Annotated in this window: 14 protein-coding genes and 1 tRNA gene; 12 read left to right on the top strand and 3 right to left on the bottom strand. The window is 64.7% G+C overall.

Going from position 1 to position 16069, the window contains the following annotated elements:
• Positions 1–52: 52 nt before the first annotated feature.
• Complete coding sequence (locus tag LXM88_RS26610) at positions 53–1117, bottom strand: LacI family DNA-binding transcriptional regulator (protein ID WP_262545669.1); 1065 nt, start codon at positions 1115–1117, stop codon at positions 53–55.
• A 380-nt stretch (positions 1118–1497) separates the two neighbouring features.
• Between LXM88_RS26610 and LXM88_RS26605 the strand changes: the two genes are divergently transcribed.
• From LXM88_RS26605 to LXM88_RS26560, 10 genes are all read left to right on the top strand, one after another.
• Positions 1498–2508 (top strand): sugar ABC transporter substrate-binding protein, encoded by a 1011-nt coding sequence (locus tag LXM88_RS26605; RefSeq protein WP_262545667.1) that lies wholly within the window; start codon positions 1498–1500, stop codon positions 2506–2508.
• Positions 2509–2598: 90 nt separating this feature from the next.
• The gene (locus LXM88_RS26600; RefSeq protein ID WP_262545665.1) at positions 2599–4104 is read left to right on the top strand and encodes a sugar ABC transporter ATP-binding protein; all 1506 of its coding nucleotides are present in this window, start codon (positions 2599–2601) and stop codon (positions 4102–4104) included.
• Positions 4105–4106: 2 nt separating this feature from the next.
• Positions 4107–5087, top strand: a complete 981-nt coding sequence (locus LXM88_RS26595) for an ABC transporter permease (RefSeq protein ID WP_262545663.1) — start codon at positions 4107–4109, stop codon at positions 5085–5087.
• Positions 5084–6091 carry an ABC transporter permease gene (locus LXM88_RS26590; protein WP_262545662.1) on the top strand — a complete coding sequence of 336 codons (1008 nt, stop codon included), beginning with the start codon at positions 5084–5086 and terminating at the stop codon, positions 6089–6091. Before LXM88_RS26595 ends, LXM88_RS26590 begins: the two co-directional genes overlap by 4 nt.
• Before the next feature lie 276 nt (positions 6092–6367).
• Positions 6368–7471, top strand: coding sequence for a porin (locus LXM88_RS26585; RefSeq protein ID WP_262545660.1), 1104 nt, complete (start codon positions 6368–6370; stop codon positions 7469–7471).
• 102 nt (positions 7472–7573) lie between these two features.
• Positions 7574–8704 (top strand): YncE family protein, encoded by a 1131-nt coding sequence (locus LXM88_RS26580; protein ID WP_262545658.1) that lies wholly within the window; start codon positions 7574–7576, stop codon positions 8702–8704.
• A gap of 193 nt (positions 8705–8897) precedes the next feature.
• Entirely contained in the window at positions 8898–9443 is a 546-nt protein-coding gene (locus LXM88_RS26575) for a GlcG/HbpS family heme-binding protein (RefSeq protein ID WP_262545656.1), read from the top strand.
• 48 nt (positions 9444–9491) lie between these two features.
• Complete coding sequence (locus LXM88_RS26570; protein ID WP_262545655.1) at positions 9492–10679, top strand: acetamidase/formamidase family protein; 1188 nt, start codon at positions 9492–9494, stop codon at positions 10677–10679.
• Between the two features lie 95 nt (positions 10680–10774).
• On the top strand, positions 10775–12076 hold the full coding sequence (locus LXM88_RS26565) for an MFS transporter (RefSeq protein ID WP_262545654.1): 1302 nt from the start codon (positions 10775–10777) through the stop codon (positions 12074–12076).
• 48 nt (positions 12077–12124) lie between these two features.
• Complete coding sequence (locus LXM88_RS26560; protein WP_262545653.1) at positions 12125–13057, top strand: fumarylacetoacetate hydrolase family protein; 933 nt, start codon at positions 12125–12127, stop codon at positions 13055–13057.
• A gap of 51 nt (positions 13058–13108) precedes the next feature.
• Here LXM88_RS26560 and LXM88_RS26555 read toward each other — a convergent pair whose 3' ends face one another.
• The gene (locus LXM88_RS26555) at positions 13109–13978 is read right to left on the bottom strand and encodes a helix-turn-helix domain-containing protein (RefSeq protein ID WP_262545652.1); all 870 of its coding nucleotides are present in this window, start codon (positions 13976–13978) and stop codon (positions 13109–13111) included.
• A 398-nt stretch (positions 13979–14376) separates the two neighbouring features.
• On the opposite strand from LXM88_RS26555, the gene LXM88_RS26550 reads away from it, so the two are divergent.
• Positions 14377–15060 carry an alpha/beta fold hydrolase gene (locus tag LXM88_RS26550; protein ID WP_262545651.1) on the top strand — a complete coding sequence of 228 codons (684 nt, stop codon included), beginning with the start codon at positions 14377–14379 and terminating at the stop codon, positions 15058–15060.
• Positions 15061–15447: 387 nt separating this feature from the next.
• The gene (locus LXM88_RS26545) at positions 15448–15729 is read left to right on the top strand and encodes a YciI family protein (RefSeq protein ID WP_262545650.1); all 282 of its coding nucleotides are present in this window, start codon (positions 15448–15450) and stop codon (positions 15727–15729) included.
• A gap of 209 nt (positions 15730–15938) precedes the next feature.
• On the opposite strand, the gene LXM88_RS26540 is transcribed toward LXM88_RS26545, so the two are convergent.
• A tRNA-Leu gene (locus LXM88_RS26540) sits at positions 15939–16023 on the bottom strand.
• Between the last annotated feature and the right edge of the window lie 46 nt (positions 16024–16069).

Raw genomic sequence — 16069 nt, 5'->3', positions numbered from 1 at the left:
CGCGCCGGGACGGCAACGACCGTTTCGGTGGCCGGCCGATCGGCGCGACGCGTCAGTTCGCGCGCGCCCGGCCTCCCGCCGCCCGAGGTGCGCCCGTCGACCCGCGCACGATCAGTTCGGGCGGCAGCGTGATGCGCAACGGCGCCTTGCCCGGCGTCGTGATCATGCCGAGCAACAGGCGTGCGGCCTGCCGGCCCATCTCGCGATGCTGGATTCGGAGTGTGGTCAGTGACGGATTCAGCATGTCGAGCAGCGGCATGTCGTTGTGCCCGATCAGCGAAATGTCCTTCGGGCACACGATTCGCCGCTCGGCAAACACGTCATAGCAGCCGAGCGCAATCAAATCGTTCGCCGCGATGATGGCGGTCACGCTGCGATGCGTGTCGAGCAACTGTGCGCATGCGAGACGCCCGGCTTCGCGCGTGAACTCGGCCGCCTCCACGACGACGTTGGCTGCAAGATGGTGCTGCTGGGTGGCGATCTGGAAGCCCTGCAGTCGCGACAGGCCGGTCGCGAGGCGTTCCGGCCCGGACAGGTGCGCGATGCGCGTATGCCCGAGCCCGACCAGATGCTCGACCGCGAGCCGCATCGACAGGAAGTCGTCGTTGACGACTTCGGGCACGTGGCCGCCGTCCTCGCCGCGATTGACGAGCACGACCGGCACGCCGTCGAGGGTGCAGCGCCGTACGAGCGGGTCGTGCCGCGCGGCGGTCGCGAGGATCAGCCCGTCCACCTGGCGCTCGAGCATCTGCTCGAGCATCCGTTCCTGGTTCCTGGGCTTGCCGACGATGTTCGCGATCAGCACGCCATAACCTTCGGCCGCGAGCTCCTCCTCGATCCCGCAGACCATCGGCGGGAACACCGGGTTCGAGATGTCGGGCAGGCATACGCCGATCACCTTCGATTGCCCGCCGCGCAGTGCCGACGCAAGCCGGTTCTGTCGATAGCCGAGCGACTTGGCCACGGCGAGCACGCGGCGCACGACCTCGTCGCCGATCAGGTGGCGTGTGGCCGGATTGAGCACGCGCGACACCGTCGACGCATTGACGGATGCCGCCGCGGCGACTTCGCGAATCGTTACGCGGCCGGTGCCGCGCGTGTCGGAGGATTGGCTCATGGAAGCTGCTGGTGAATAAGGATCCGATTGTATCGGTGCAATGGGTTGCGATCAATGTTGCAGGTGAAACCCTAATGTTTTCAGCACTAAACCTCATTGACAGGGTAATTCCCTTGGGTAGGATGTGCATACGTTTGCATAAAGCGAATCACACGATCGATGCAACCGGTCGAAGCGGTTCCAGCGCCGAAGATGCCATCGGCGTTCGGGCCCGCAGAAACCCGAAAAAAGACGGGTCGACTTGAAGGTGCGACATGTAACGCCGATGCGTTACCCGGCCACCTTTTGTCTGAATTTATGCAAACGGTTGCACGTTAATGCCCAGGATGTCATGCCGGAAGGCGGCGTGGCCAATGTGAACGACGTACAGGAGCCAGTGGATGGAGACGAACCCTAAACCCGAACGGCAGCCGGCACGCAGGCGGGCCGCGATGTGCATCGTCACCGCATCTGCGGCGGCGATCGGCATCTTTCATGGCGCGAGCGCGCTTGCGGCAAGCGAGACGATCGCCGCCTTCTACAAGAACCAGGTCGATCCGCATTTCGCGCTCGTTCGCGCGGGTGTCAACGCCGAGGCGAAGCAGCTCGGCGTGTCGGTCACGCACTATGCGCCGACGCGCCCGAACGATCTCGGCGAGCAACTGAGCGAGCTGGAGGACGTCGGCGTGAAGAAACCGAACGCCGTGCTGTTCATGGGCGTGAATCCGCACGGCGTCGTGCCCGCGATCCAGAAGATCAACGCGATCGGCATTCCGGTCGTCAACTACAACGATCGCGTGGCGGGCGGCAAGTTTTCGTCGGTCGTCGTCGCGGACGACTACAACCTCGGCCTCGACGTTGCGCGGTACCTGTTCAAGAGCCTCGGCGGCAGCGGCAATGTCGTGATCCTCGAAGGCGTGAAAGGCTCGACGACGAGCGACGAGCGCGTGCGCGGGTTCAGGAAGGCCCTTCAGGAATTCCCGAACGTTCACCTGCTGGCGTCGCAGCCGGCGAACTATCAGCGGCTGCAGGCGCTGCAGGTGATGGAGAACCTGATCCAGTCGAATTCGAAGATCGACGGCGTGCTGGCGGCCGCCGACGTGATGGCGATGGGTGCGATCGAAGCCCTCGAGGCGGCGGGCCAGAAGCAGGTGAAGGTCGTCGGCATCGGCGGTGTGCCTGAATCGGTCAAGGCGATCAAGGAAGGGCGTTTGCTGGCGACCGCCGAGTTCAATGGCTTCAAGATGGGCTGCATCGCGACGATGGCCGCGGTTCGCACGCTGAGGAAAGAACCCGTGCCCGATACGGTGCTGATCAAGGGCATCGTGATCGACAAGACGAACTACGCACCGTTCGAACTACCGGGCGATCAGCGTCAATGCCCGACGTGGAGCGACGTGGCCAGCAAGTGACGCGCGGCCGGGCGGGCCGCAGTGCGGTACGGCAGCCCCGGCTGTCGCATGACGCACGGCTGTCCGCCGAACAGCACCGTGGAGATGAACATGGAAACCTCGACCGGGCGCGTTCCGCGTCTCGAATTACGCAAGATCTGCAAGCATTTTCCTGGCGTGGCCGCGCTGACCGACGTCGACCTCACGTTGTATCCGGGCGAAGTGCACATGTTGCTCGGCGAGAACGGCGCCGGGAAGTCGTCGCTGATGAAGGTGCTGTTCGGCGCTTACCGCGCCGATGGCGGCGAGATCCGATACGACGGCATGCCGGTCGTGATCGAATCGCCCGCCGACGCGAAGCGCCTGGGCATCGCGGTGATTTTCCAGGAGTTCTCGCTCGTGCCGCATCTGTCGATCGCGCAGAACATCTATCTCGGCCGCGAGCCTCGCAACCGCTTCGGCCTCGTCGATCACCGGCGCATGCATGCGGACGCCGCTGCCGTGCTGGCGCAGCTCGGGCTCGCGTACGACACCCGCGCCCATGCGGCGGACCTTGGCGTTGCGCAGCAGCAGATGGTCGAGATCGCGAAAGCGCTGTCGCACGACGCAAGCGTGCTCGTGATGGACGAGCCGACCGCGGCGATCTCGGACCGGGAAGCCGACGCGCTGTTCACGGTCGTGCATCGGTTGCGCGATGCGGGCGTTGCGATCGTGTACATCTCGCACCGGATGAAGGAAGTGTTCGATCTCGGCGATCGCGTGACCGTTCTGCGCGACGGCCGGCTCGTTACGTCGATGCCGGCCGGCGACGCGACCTCCGATCAGCTGATCGCGCTGATGGTCGGGCGCAAGGTCGGCGTGGTCTATGAGCGCCGCTATTTCGGCGCATGCGGCGAGATCGCGCTCGACGTGCGCGACCTGACGACGTCGACCGGTGTGAACGGGGTCGACATGCAGGTGCGTTGCGGCGAGATCGTCGGATTGTCGGGCCTGGTCGGCGCCGGGCGGACCGAGGTCGCACGCGCGGTGATCGGCGCCGATCCGATCCAGGGCGGCCGCATCGAGATTTTCGGCAAGCCGGTATCGGGCGGCCCGCACGAAGTCGTCAGGCGCGGCGTCGGCCTGATACCGGAAAACCGCAAGCAGGAAGGCCTCGCGCTGCGCCGCTCGGTGCACGAGAACCTGCTCGTGTCGAGCCTGTGGCGCCTGTTCCCGAAGGGCTGGTATCGCCCGTCCCGCGCAACGCGAGCGACGCGCGACCTGATCGACATGCTGCGGATCGCACCGGGCGATCCGGCGAAACGGGCGCGCAACCTGAGCGGCGGCAACCAGCAGAAGATCGTGATCGGCAAGTGGCTCAGTGCCGAGTGTCGCCTGTATATCTTCGACGAGCCGACGCGCGGCATCGATGTCGGTGCGAAGACCGAAATCTTCAACCTGATCGAGCGGCTGGTCGAGGAGGGCGCGGCCGTCCTGCTGATCAGCTCGGAACTGTCGGAGATCGTGCATGTTTGCGACCGCGCATACGTGATGCGCGGCGGTGCGATTTCGGGCGAACTGCAGCGCGAACAGTTGAGCGAGCAAAACATCCTGGGTCTGGCAATGCACGGAGGTTGACGATGTCGGTTGAAACGAAACGTAATGGCGGTGATCCGGCAGCGCGGCGCAAACGGCCGCTGCCTTCGATCGTGTGGGCCAGTGTCGCGTTGGTCGCAGCGGCGGCCTTCGGCGTACAGGGTTTCGCGTCGCGCGCGAATCTGGTCGACATCGGCCTCCAGGTCTCGATCCTCGTGATGATCGCGATGCCGATGACCCTGGTGATCCTGAGCGAGGGGCTCGACCTGTCGGTCGGCGCGCTGCTGAGCCTCGGCGGCGTCGTGTTCGCGCAGTCGCTTGGCGCCGGCGCCGGCATCGGTGCCGCGCTCGGCGCGGCGGCGGCGGTCGGTATCGCGATCGGCTTCCTGAACGGCACGCTCGTCGCGCGCCTGGGGCTGCCGCCGTTCGTCGTGACCCTCGGCACGCTCGGCGTCGCGCACGGTGTTGCGCTCGTGATGACCGACGGTAATGCGGTGGTCGTTTCGAATCCTGCCGTCGGCGCGCTTTACGGCTCGTCGGTACTCGGCGTGCCGTTTCCGATTGTCTGCGCGCTCGCGGCATACGCCGTCACGCATCTGCTGCTCTACCACACCCGGTTCGGCGCCTATGTGTTCGCGATCGGCGGCAACCGGGACGCTCTGACATTGGCGGGTGTGCGCGCCCGTGTCTATCACGTCGCGATCTACGTGATGAGCGGCCTGTTCGCCGGACTTGCCGCGCTCCTGCTCGTCGGACGCATGAATTCGGCGGAGCCGAATGCCGCGATCGGCATGGAGTTCGACGCAATCGCGGCAGTCGTTCTCGGCGGCACTTCGTTCGAGCGCGGCGAAGGGTGGTTGCCCGGTACGGCGATCGGCGTGTTGACGATCGGCGTGCTTCGCAATGCACTCAACCTGGTCGGCATCGAATCGTCGCTGCAGGTCGTGACGATCGGCTTGCTGGTTCTCGCGGTCGTCGTCGTCGATAGTGTCCGTAAATCCCGCGTCGCAGGAGCACAAGCATGAGTACCCGGAATCAATCTCCGTTTGCGGCGATGCGCGTCATGGGCCTCGAGCATCGTGGTCGCCTGTCCGAAGACGCGACCGCACTGATCTATCGCGCAGTGTTCGTCGGTGCGCTTGCCATCGCGCTCGCGTTCGCATCGGACAGTTTCGCTACATCGGGAAACCTGCTGAACGTGCTGCGGCAGGCGAGTCTGATGTTCCTGCTTGCGTCCGGCCTCACGATCGTGATCCTGTCGGGCGGGTTCGACCTGTCCATCGCCGCGAACCTCACCCTTTCCGCCTGTCTGGCGGCGGGCGCGATGAAAGCCGGCGTGTCCCCGTGGTTCGCCGTTGCGATTGCGATGTCATGCGGCGCGTCGATCGGGCTTCTGAACGGATTGGCGGTCACGCTCCTGCGGCTGCCGCCGTTCCTCGCGACCTACGGGATGCTGTGGGTCGTTCAGGGGCTCGCATTTCATTACATGGGCGGCAACGAGATCTTCGGTTTCCCGGCCGGCTTTCGTGCCCTCGGTACCGGCTTCTGGTGGGGCGTGCCGATTCCCGTCTACATGATGCTGCTCGTGCTCGTCGTCGGCTCGGTCGTCACCGCGCGCCTGAACATCGGTCGCGAGATCTACGCGATCGGGGCGAATCCGGAAGTTGCGCGGCTGTCCGGGATTCCGGTGCGCCGCCGCCGGATCGCGGTCTACACGATCAGCGGCCTGATGGCAGGGATCGCCGCGGTCGTCTATCTCGCGCGCGTGAATGCGGCCGATTCGGCGATGGGCGATCCGATCCTGCTGCCTGCGATCGCGGCGATCCTGATCGGCGGTGCGTCGCTGTTCGGCGGAACCGGCACCTTGCTCGGCACGCTGCTTGGCTGTTTGACACTGGCGCTCGTCATCGACGGGATGAACCTGCTGAATCTGAACGCGAACCTGCAGCCGCTGGTCGTCGGCGTGGTGCTCCTGATAGCGGTGCTCACCGACGCGCTCGGCCGCCGGCATGCCGAGCGGGTCGGCTGACGGCCCGCAAGCAAGACTCGCCCGACGAAAACAAAGGGACGATTTGACAAGCGACGGGACTCTTCGGCGACGGTCACCGACCGAAGTGTCCTTAACATGAACTCCAGGTGATCGGCATTACGCGATCCGGTTCGGGCGGTAAATCAGATCGGCTCTCGTGACCTTTCGCTTTCGAAGTAGCCGTCGGAATGATTAGCTATACATATTAAATAAGGCATTCCATTCACGGGCATCCGGTATCGAACGACTGAAATGGAGGGGTAGACAGTGGTGGAGATGAAAAAAACAGCGATCACGGCAGTGATCGGCATGGTGTTGAGCGGATCGGTCTTCGCACAGAGCAGCATCACGCTCTCCGGGAAGATCGACAACGGCCTGACTTACGTGACGAACGAAGGCGGGCATCACAACTTCAAGATGGACAGCGGCGTGCTGTTCCCGAACCTCTGGATCATGTCGGGTGCGGAAGAACTGGGCGGCGGTTACCGGGCGGTGTTCAAGCTGTCGTCGCTGTACAACCTGAACAACGGACAGTTGAATCAGCCCAATACGTTGTTCGGGCAACAGGCGTATGTCGGCGTACAGACGCCGTACGGCGTGATCACGCTGGGCAAGCAGTTCGACTTCACTGCCGAATTCCTCGCGCCGCTAAACGTCAGTTCGGCCGGCAGCGGCTATGCGATTCACCTCGGCGACTTCGACCGCACGAACAACGACCGGCTGACGAATTCGATCAAGTACATGAGCCCGACGTGGGGTGGATTCCAGTTCGGTGCGATGTACGGGTTCAGCAATACCCCCGGCAGCTTCCACGACGGCAGCGGCTGGAGCGCCGGTCTGCAGTACACGAACGGGCCGCTGACGCTCGCGACGATGTACACGTTCGTCGCAACACCGACGATCGATCCGTACGCGCAGATCGGGGTGCATTCGTTCTTCGGCCTTCCCGTTGCGACCGGGTCGGGAGACAGCGTCACCGACACTGCGCCGTCGTTCCAGATCCGCTCGCTCGGCACGCTCGGTGTCGGCGGGTCGTATGCGATCGGCGACGTCACGCTGTACGCGGACTACACCAATACGGTGCTGAAGTTCCAGGACGCGAAGTCGGTCATGAACGTCTATGAAGGCGGTGCAACGTGGCAGGTGACCCCCGCGTTCCAGCTCGTCGGCGGCTATCAGCACACCAGCTTCGAAGCGCACGCGTGGAATCAGGTAACGGCCGCGGCGCTGTATTCGCTGTCGAAGCGCACGACGGTCTACCTGTCGTCCGATTACCTGAAGGCGTCCGCGGGAGTGGATGCGGTGATCGGCGCGAGCTTTGCGCCGGCGCCGACCGGCCATCAGGCGGACATCCGGATCGGCCTCGCACACACGTTCTGACCGTATCGCGCGGCGGTCCGCCGACAGCGTGTCGGCAGACCGCGAAAGCTACGCATTCCGGTTCGTACCGGGTCTATCGATGAGTACCAGGAGGAGTCAAAGATGAAACAAGCCTATGTCGCATTCGCCATGATGAGCCTGACGGCCGCCGCCGCCGTAGCGTGGGGTGCCGATGCCGCCGGCGGCGGACCGAAGTTGATTACGACCATTCCGGTCACGAGCGAAAAGCCGTTCGGTTTCGATATCAGCGCAGCATCGGACGGCAACTACTACCTTGCTGACGGCGCGAACGGGACACTCGACGTATTCGACGCGACCACGATGAAGCTCCGCGACCGGATCAAGGCCGACTTCGCGGGCATCGGTCCGTCGCACGAAAAGTCGGGCCCGTCGGGCGTGCTGCCGATTCCCGGCACGTCGTTGGTGTATGTGGGCGACGTGAACGCCGTCAAGGTGATCGACGTCGCATCGAAGCAACTCGTCAAGCGCATCGAGGTCAGCTCGTCGGGCATTCGTGCGGACGAAGGCTGCCTCGCCCCCAAGCATCATGTCGCGATGTTCTCGAGCGGCGCCGAGCAGCCCCCGTTCGTGACCTTCATCAATACCGACACGCATTCGGTGATCGCGAAGATGCCGCTCGCGGATTCGACCGGCCTCGAGGCGTGCGAGTTCGACCCGAAGAACGACAACTTCGTGCTGAACAACGACGGGACGAAGGCCAACCCCAAGGGTGAGGTCGACCTGATTCCGGTGAAGTCGGTGCTCGAAGGCAAGCCGATCGTCCAGGCCGCGCTGAAGCTGAAGGGCTGCGAAAGCCCGAGCGGTCTCGCGCTCGGGCCGGGCAACGATGCGCTGATCGGCTGCGATCCCGACGAAGGCGGCAAGCAGACGACGCTGATCATCGACCGGACGAACGGTACGCCGCTCGCTCAATTGCCGTTCGGCGGCGCCGACGAGGTGGCCTACGACCCGGTTTCGAATCGCTACTTCCTCGCCGGCGGCCACCACTCGGCGGACAACGTATCGCGGGTCGGCGCGAAGGACGCGAAGTTCGACCCGTCCCTCGGGATCATCGACGCCAGCACCCGCAGCCTCGTCGCGATCGTTCCGACCGGCAAGTTCTCGCATTCGGTCGCGGTCGACGGTGCGTCGCATCACGTTTTCGTTCCGTACGGCGCCGGCTCGTCCGCGCAGTTCCCGGGAACCGGCATCGCGGTGTTCGCGACGGAATAAGGTCTCCAGTGTGGTGATTCTCCGCGGGAGATGGACTCCCGCGGATTTTTTTGAGCACCGCGCTCGACCGCTGCGTGAAACCGAATATCGGACTCGACGGTAAATCGCGAGGCTGGATGGTCAGGTCACGCGGCCTGGCCGGACGTACGCTGGGACTCGAGCGTGCTGGGCGAAGCGGAATCAGGAGATAGAAGTGAAATTCAGGTTACGGGTTCGGTGGTGGGTGAAGGTGCTGGGCGTCTGGGCCGGATTCGCCGGCGCGATGCATGCTTCGTTCGCCGAAGACACGCACGGCAACGTCGCGATGCCGACCTACGTTCTGAGCTACGCACAGACGCAGACGCTGCTCTCGCTCGCGATCGCCGACGCGAACGCGCGACACCTGGCGATGGGCTTCGCCGTCGTCGATCCCGGCGGGCATCTGCTCGCTGCGGTGCGGATGGACGGCGCATCGTTTTCGAGTATCGACTTCGCGCGCGGCAAGGCATTCGCGTCGGTCGCGCTCGGCGGCCAATCCGGCGTCACGCTCGAACATCGCTATCGCGACGATCCGTCCGAGTACAGCAACATGTCCGGCGCCGGTTATTACGCGCCGTTCCTGCCCGGCCGCGGCACGTTCCCCGTGTTCATGAACGGCCATCTGCTCGGCGCGATCGGCGCCGCCGGCGCGCCGTCGGAGATCGACGATCAGGTGGTCCTGAAGGCGATCGCCGGGCTCGGCGCTCAATCCGCGCGTTGAACGCGCATTGTCCTTAAAACCAGGTCTGGAAGACGTATGAGACACAACATGGAAATGGAACACTCGGGCGACGCCCCGGCAAGCGACATGGAGACGAGCGGCGCGGTGACGATGGACGGGACCGCGCAATGCCGCCGCACCCTGCTGAAGCTCGGCTTCGGCGCGATCGCGGCCGGTTTCGTCGGCGTCGCACGCGCGCAAACGGCGGCCCCGAAGGCGCGCGCAGCCACGATGCGTGTGGTGCCGGGCGGCAAGACGGTGAAGCTCGTGCCGTCGTGGAAAACGGTGCAGGTCGGTCAAATGACGCCCGATGCAGAGGCCGCGGCGTCGATCCGGTCCGGCGACACGGTCTGGTACGACGGCACGTGGACCAACTGGGGCAATGAAGCGAAGTACGGAATGGGATTCAAGGAGCGCGAGCCCATCCGCAAGAAATATCCGAACGGCGCATTCTCGTTGATCGGGCCCGTGGAGATCGCAGGCGCCGAACCTGGCGATGTCGTCGAATGCCGCATGCTGAAGATGCGACCGATCGATTGGGGCTGGAATTCCGCGCCCCCGGGCGTCGGCGCACTGCCCGGCGATTTCGGTCCGTATCTTCGTTACCTGAAGTTCGACGACGCGCGTACCTACGCGTCGTACGTACCGGGCGTGCAGATTCCGCTGAAGCCGTTTCAGGCGTATCTCGGTACCCAGCCGCCCGGCGACCGGGTGACCAGCGCGAACTTCGCCGGCAGCTACGGCGGCAATCTCGACTGCGCCGTGCTCGGCGTCGGGACGTCGGTATTCCTGCCCGTGCAGGTCGCCGGCGCTCGCGTGTGGACGGGCGGGTCGATGGGCGCTTCGGGCGAGGGCAATGTCGATCAGACGTCGATCGAATCCGCATTCGAGGAAATGCGGATCCAGTTCCTGCTCCACAAGCGGTCGTCGCTCAACGGCCCGATGGCCGAGACCCCGGAGCACTGGATCGGCTTCGGTTTCGCCGATAGCCTCGACGGTGCGCTCGTCGCATGCATTCGTCAAACGATCGGCTGGATGTCATCGGCCACCGGGATTCCGGCGGTCGATTGCTACGGCATCCTGAGTGTTGCCGGGAGCTTCCGGATCACGCAGTACGCGCACCAGACCGGCACCGTCTACAAGACGGAACCGCCGAAAGGCGTGCACTGCATGGTGCCGAAGAATATTTTCTCCGCCGAGATGCTGCGGCGTCTGTCGGATTCCGTGCGCGCGTAGGCGCACATTCCTTACGGCTTTGGAACGAGCGGCCGCACGGGCTGGGTCCGCGCTTCACGGCGAACCGGGCCGCGCGCGCCGCAGGAGGTTGCGTAGTGAAACTGAATGATCAAAAGACCGCAGGCGACGCCGGCATGTCGGCGGTCGGCGGCATGAGCCGGGCAGTCGCGCTGCTCGTTTGCTTTCTCGTCGTCGTGCTCGACGGCTTCAACACGACGTCGATCTCGTTCGTCGTTCCGACGCTGGCCCGGGAATGGCATCTCGCGCCCGCTGCATTCACACCGGTTTTCGTCGCGACGAACGTCGGCGCGGCGATCGGCTTCATCGTCACGGGCTCGCTGGCCAATCGCTTCGGACATCGCGCTGTCGGGCTCGCCAGCGTCGTGCTGTTCGGCGGCTGCACGCTGCTGACGATGTCTGCGAGCAGCGTAGCGTTGCTGTCGGTGCTGCGGGCCCTGGCGGCGATCGGGCTCGGTGCGGCGCTGCCGATCGCGATCACGGCCTCGGCGTCCATCATCGGCACGAAGCACAAGGTCGCCGCGTCGGTGCTGGTGACGACCGGGATGTCGGTCGGTGCCGTGACCGGCGGTCTGATCGGCGGCCCGCTGATGCACCGCTTCGGCTGGCAGTCGGTGTTCCTGATCGGCGGCGTATTGCCGTTCGTGGTCGCGCCGGCGTTTTTCCGGATCCTGCCCGCGCCCGCATCCACGACAACGAACGCGCAGCATCCGGAGCAGCCGGTGGCGAGTCCGGTGCGCGCGCTGTTCGCTGACGGGCGCGCGGGCTATACCGGCGTGCTGTGGCTGTTCTCGTTCCTGATCTTCATGGACGTCTATGCACTGTTGTTCTGGCTTCCGACCATGCTTCTGTCGTTCGGCTTCTCGCTCGATCGCGCACCGGCCGGCATGGCCGCGTTCAGTGTCGGCGGATTGAGCGGCAACCTGCTGATGACGGCTGCGGTGACGGCGATGACGGTTTCGGGGAGGCTGCGCGTGAAGTCGGCGCTGGCGGTGGGGATCGTCTGCGTGATCGCCGGCATTGCGGCGCTGAGTCAGGCCGTGTTGTCGCCGTCGACGGTGCTGCTGTCGATCGGCGTGATCGGCGCGGGACTCGTGAACGGGATCATGGGTCAGACGGCGCTTGCGGTCGCATTTTATCCGCCGGGCATCCGCGCCACCGGAGTCGGCTGGGGCCATGCCATCGGGCGGATCGGTTCGTTCGTCGGCCCTGCAATCGGCGGGGCGCTGCTCGCGACAGGCTGGGATCCGCGCGACATCGTACTCGTCGCCGTGGTGCCGGCGATCGCCGCGATCGCTGCGCTCGGCGTGCTGGCGATCGTCGGCCGCCGTGCGGCCAGTCGCGAACCGGCTGCGGGCGGCGCGCCGGCCGCGCACTGAATCGCTTTCGACACGTCTTCCTGGAAACTTGCGGAATCACGCTCAATCATGAAAATCATTGCTTACTCGGACGCGGGCCATCGAGCGCTCGGCGTCGTCACCAGCGACACGCATTTCGTCCCCGTCGCGGAAATCGCACCGGATCTGCCCACGAATCTGATCGAGATTCTCGAGATGGACGACGGGCTCGAACGTCTGCGCGCATCGGCCGCCGGCAAGACCGGCAATCGACTGCTCGCGTCCGTGACGCTGAAGCCGTTCCTCGGCCGGCCGAACGCGATGTGGGCGCTCGCGCTGAACTTCAAGAGCCACATCGCCGAGACCGGCCTGCAAACGAATCCCGACTATCCGCACCTGTTCCTGCGCACCGCCGCGTCGTACGTCGGCGCGGGCGAGTCGATCGTCGCGCCGCCGGAAGCGGTCGCACGCGCATTCGACTACGAGGGCGAGCTCGGCGTGATCATCGGCAAGCCGGGGCGCTACATTCCCGTCGAGCGCGCGCTCGAATACGTCGCCGGCTACACGTGCCTGAACGAGGGCTCGGTGCGCGAATACCAGGTGCACAACCGGCAATTCGGCCTCGGGAAATGTTTCGAAGCGTCGGGGTCGTACGGCCCGTGGCTGATGACTTCGGACGAGTTCGGCGACCCGGCGAAGCACACGGTGCTCACGCGCATCAATGGCGTCGTCCGGCAGCGCGCGCCCTTCGACGACATGCTGATCGACGTCGCGCGCACGGTCAGCTACCTGAGCCGCGGCTACCGGCTGCGACCCGGCGACCTGATCGCGATGGGGACGCCGGGCGCGCTGAAGCCGGGGCCGGACGACGTGGACGGGAATGACCTGTCGCGACAGTACGGGCCGTTTCCGACCCCGGGTCTCGTGCACATGCGCCCGGGCGACTGGGTCGAAATCGAGATCGACGGCCTGGGCGTGCTCGGAAATCCGGTGATTGCCGACCCGTCCGACCTGCTGGCCTGACCTGCGCCGCATGTGCGCAGCCGCGCGCATGCGGCAGACCGACCGCGCCGGTCAGTCGAGTCGCTCGAGATCGAGCTTCACCGAATGCCGGCGAAAATCGCTCGGCGGCACGCCCATGTGCTGCGCAAAGAAGCGAGTGAAGTGGCTATGCTCCTCGAAGCCGAGCTCGTCCGCGATGTCGGCGAGCGGCCGGTCACTCTCCGCGAGCAGCCGGATCGCGTGCGACATTCGAACCCAGTCGATGAAGTGCTGCGGCGAGATGCCCATGCAGCGCCGGAATTGCTCGAAAAAACGCGATCTCGACAGCCCGACCTCTGACGCGACCTGCGTGACCGTCATGTTCGCGGACGGCGCGCGCTTGATGAAGTCGAGCGCCTTCCTGATTCTGAAGTCGACCGGACGCGTCGACGGCGCGATGCGTGTCGTCAGCTCCGGATCGGCAAAATCGCGGCCGAGCGCCGTGACGAGATCCTCGAGGATCGGCAGGCAGCCGGCATCCTGCGCAACGAGATGATTCGTGATGGCGGCCGCCAGACGATCGACGTGATGCTGCACGTCCGGCGTCACGACAACCATCCTGCGCGGGAAAATATCGGCCGGGCCGCCGTCCGCCAGGCCGAGCCGTTTGCGCAGCCAGGGCGTTTCGATCACGAGCGACAGGATCAGCGACGGGGTGTCCTCGTTTGCGCACTTGGCGTGTTCGACCCATGGATTCAGGCAGATGGCGGCGTCGGCGCTGAGCGTGCATTCCTCGGCACCCATCCGGAAAGCGCAGTCGCTCCCGCCAAGCTTGAACAGGAACTGGTACTGCGAGTGCGCATGCGCGACAAGCGGCCGGCTGATGAAGTTCACCGTGGCACGGCCGAATTCGCCTTGCAGTATCCATACCGGCTTTTCCGATTCCATTGCTGCTAGCACCATTTCAACCTTCTCCGGTATCGCCGCGGCTGGCGCGCCGTCGCGATAAAGAAGCATCGCTTGAACGTCCGCACCAGCCGTCTACTTAATCAAATGCCCGGCGGCCCGTCAATCCGGGGAAGATCGCAGATGTTGCTTGCGCAACGCTCGACACGCATCGCCGTAAAAAACCGGACGATCGGGTAAGTGATCGCTTCAATCGACCATCGCCGAAGCACCGCGCACGATAGAGTGTGACGCGAGCGGGCCGCATGGCGCAGCCCCGATTGGTGTGAGCTGACGAGAGGCTGAGGATGAAGGCATGGTTTGAACGCGAGGGTATCCGTTTCGCCTATGAGGAATCGGGCCCGCAAGAAGCACCGGTGGTGGTTTTCAGTCATGGCTTTCTGATGGATGGCGAAATGTTTCGCCCCAACGTCGCGGCGCTGAACGACACGTTTCGTTGCGTCGTCTGGGATCAGCGCGGCTTTGGCTCGACGGGCCCGATCGACCGGGCGTTCAGCTACTGGGATTCGGCGCGCGACCTGCTCGCGCTGCTGGATCACCTTGAAATTGCGTCGGCTTCGCTGGTCGGGATGTCGCAGGGCGGGTTCGTGTCGATGCGGGCGGCGCTGCTCGAGCCTGCCAGGTTTCGCGCGCTCGCGCTTATCGCGACGCGCAGCGATCTCGACGACGCGTCGGTGACCGCGTCGTTCGAGGAACTCAAGACGGAATGGGCGCGTCATGGCGCGGCCAACGTCGCCGCGCACCTCGCCGGGTTCTTGCTCGGTGCCGGCTATCCCGCGTCGGCGTGGATCGGGAAGTGGCTGAAAATGCCGCGCGAAAACTTCGAATACCCGGTCGATGCGCTGACGGCGCGCGACGATATTACGCCGCGGCTCGGCGAGATCACGCACGCGTCGATCGTATTCCATGGCGATGCCGATGCAGCCATCCCGCTCCGTTGCGGCGAGGCGCTTGCGGAAGGGCTGCCGAACTCCAGGGGACTGGTCGGTGTGACCGGTGCCGGACACACGCCGAACCTGACCCACGCTGACGATGTCAATCCGAAGCTGAGGGATTTCCTGTTGCGCTACGGGCGCTGATCGAATCGATTCTTTCCCTCTGACGAGGCGGCTCTACTCGCGCATTCGCCAGATTTCGGGATTGAATAGAGGAATCCGAATGAAATCGGGTGTTCGTTGATCCGTCGAAGTCGATTCTATTCGTGAGTTGTTCTGCTTGGCGACGTGCGTGCTGGTCTTCGTATCTCGCATCGCCGAGACAGCCGGCGCAGACGATGAAATGCGGACGATCCGGTAAGCGGGCGCACCTTTCGGTCAACGCTCCGTGCGATGCGAGCCGTATAGTCGTGTCAACGAGAACCTGGACACGTCATCCGATGTGCGCCATTCGGCAGAGGCGGGCGGAGCGGGTCTCGCCGATGTCCGGCGGCGCTGCCGTCGGCGGCTCGCATCCCCCAAGGAAGGAACATGCTCTTCATCGTTTATTGCGTCGATCACCCGGGTATGGCGGAGCGTCGCCAGACCCACTTCGCAGCGCATAAGGCGCGGTTGCTGGCTTCACCGTTGAAGGCGCGGATTGCCGGGCCGCTCATCGATCCGGACGGCTCGGTGGGCGGGAGCCTGTTTCTCTATGAAGCGGACGATATCGACGCAGTGCGGCGACTCGTGCACGACGACCCGTTCAACACGGAAGGCATCTGGAAGACGGTCGATATCCGGTTCTTCCTGAACCGGGCAGACGAGCATTGATGCGTTGTTGCGCGCGGCCCATCGGATTCGGGTGGCGCTTCCGTGAGCGGGCACATGCAGATGCAGGCCGCCTGTTGCACGGTGTCGCCGGTCCGGTCCGTTTCAGTCGTTCCGCTGCGGGACATGGAACACGATGAATACAAAAAACCCGCGAGGCCATGTGCTGTCGCGGGTTGTTGAACATGCTCGAAACGCGGTGAAACCGCATCTGGTGCCGACGGCGAGACTCGAACTCGCACAGCTTTCGCCACTACCCCCTCAAGATAGCGTGTCTACCAATTTCACCACGTCGGCACTGCACTGCAAGGGGCGCAATTCTAGCGTCACATTGCGCGTTTGT

Source organism: Burkholderia sp. S-53 (assembly GCF_025560745.1).
Classification (GTDB): Bacteria; Pseudomonadota; Gammaproteobacteria; order Burkholderiales; family Burkholderiaceae; genus Burkholderia; species Burkholderia pyrrocinia.
Note: the sequence above shows the minus strand (reverse complement) of the source record. Positions and strands in the feature narration are given on the sequence as shown.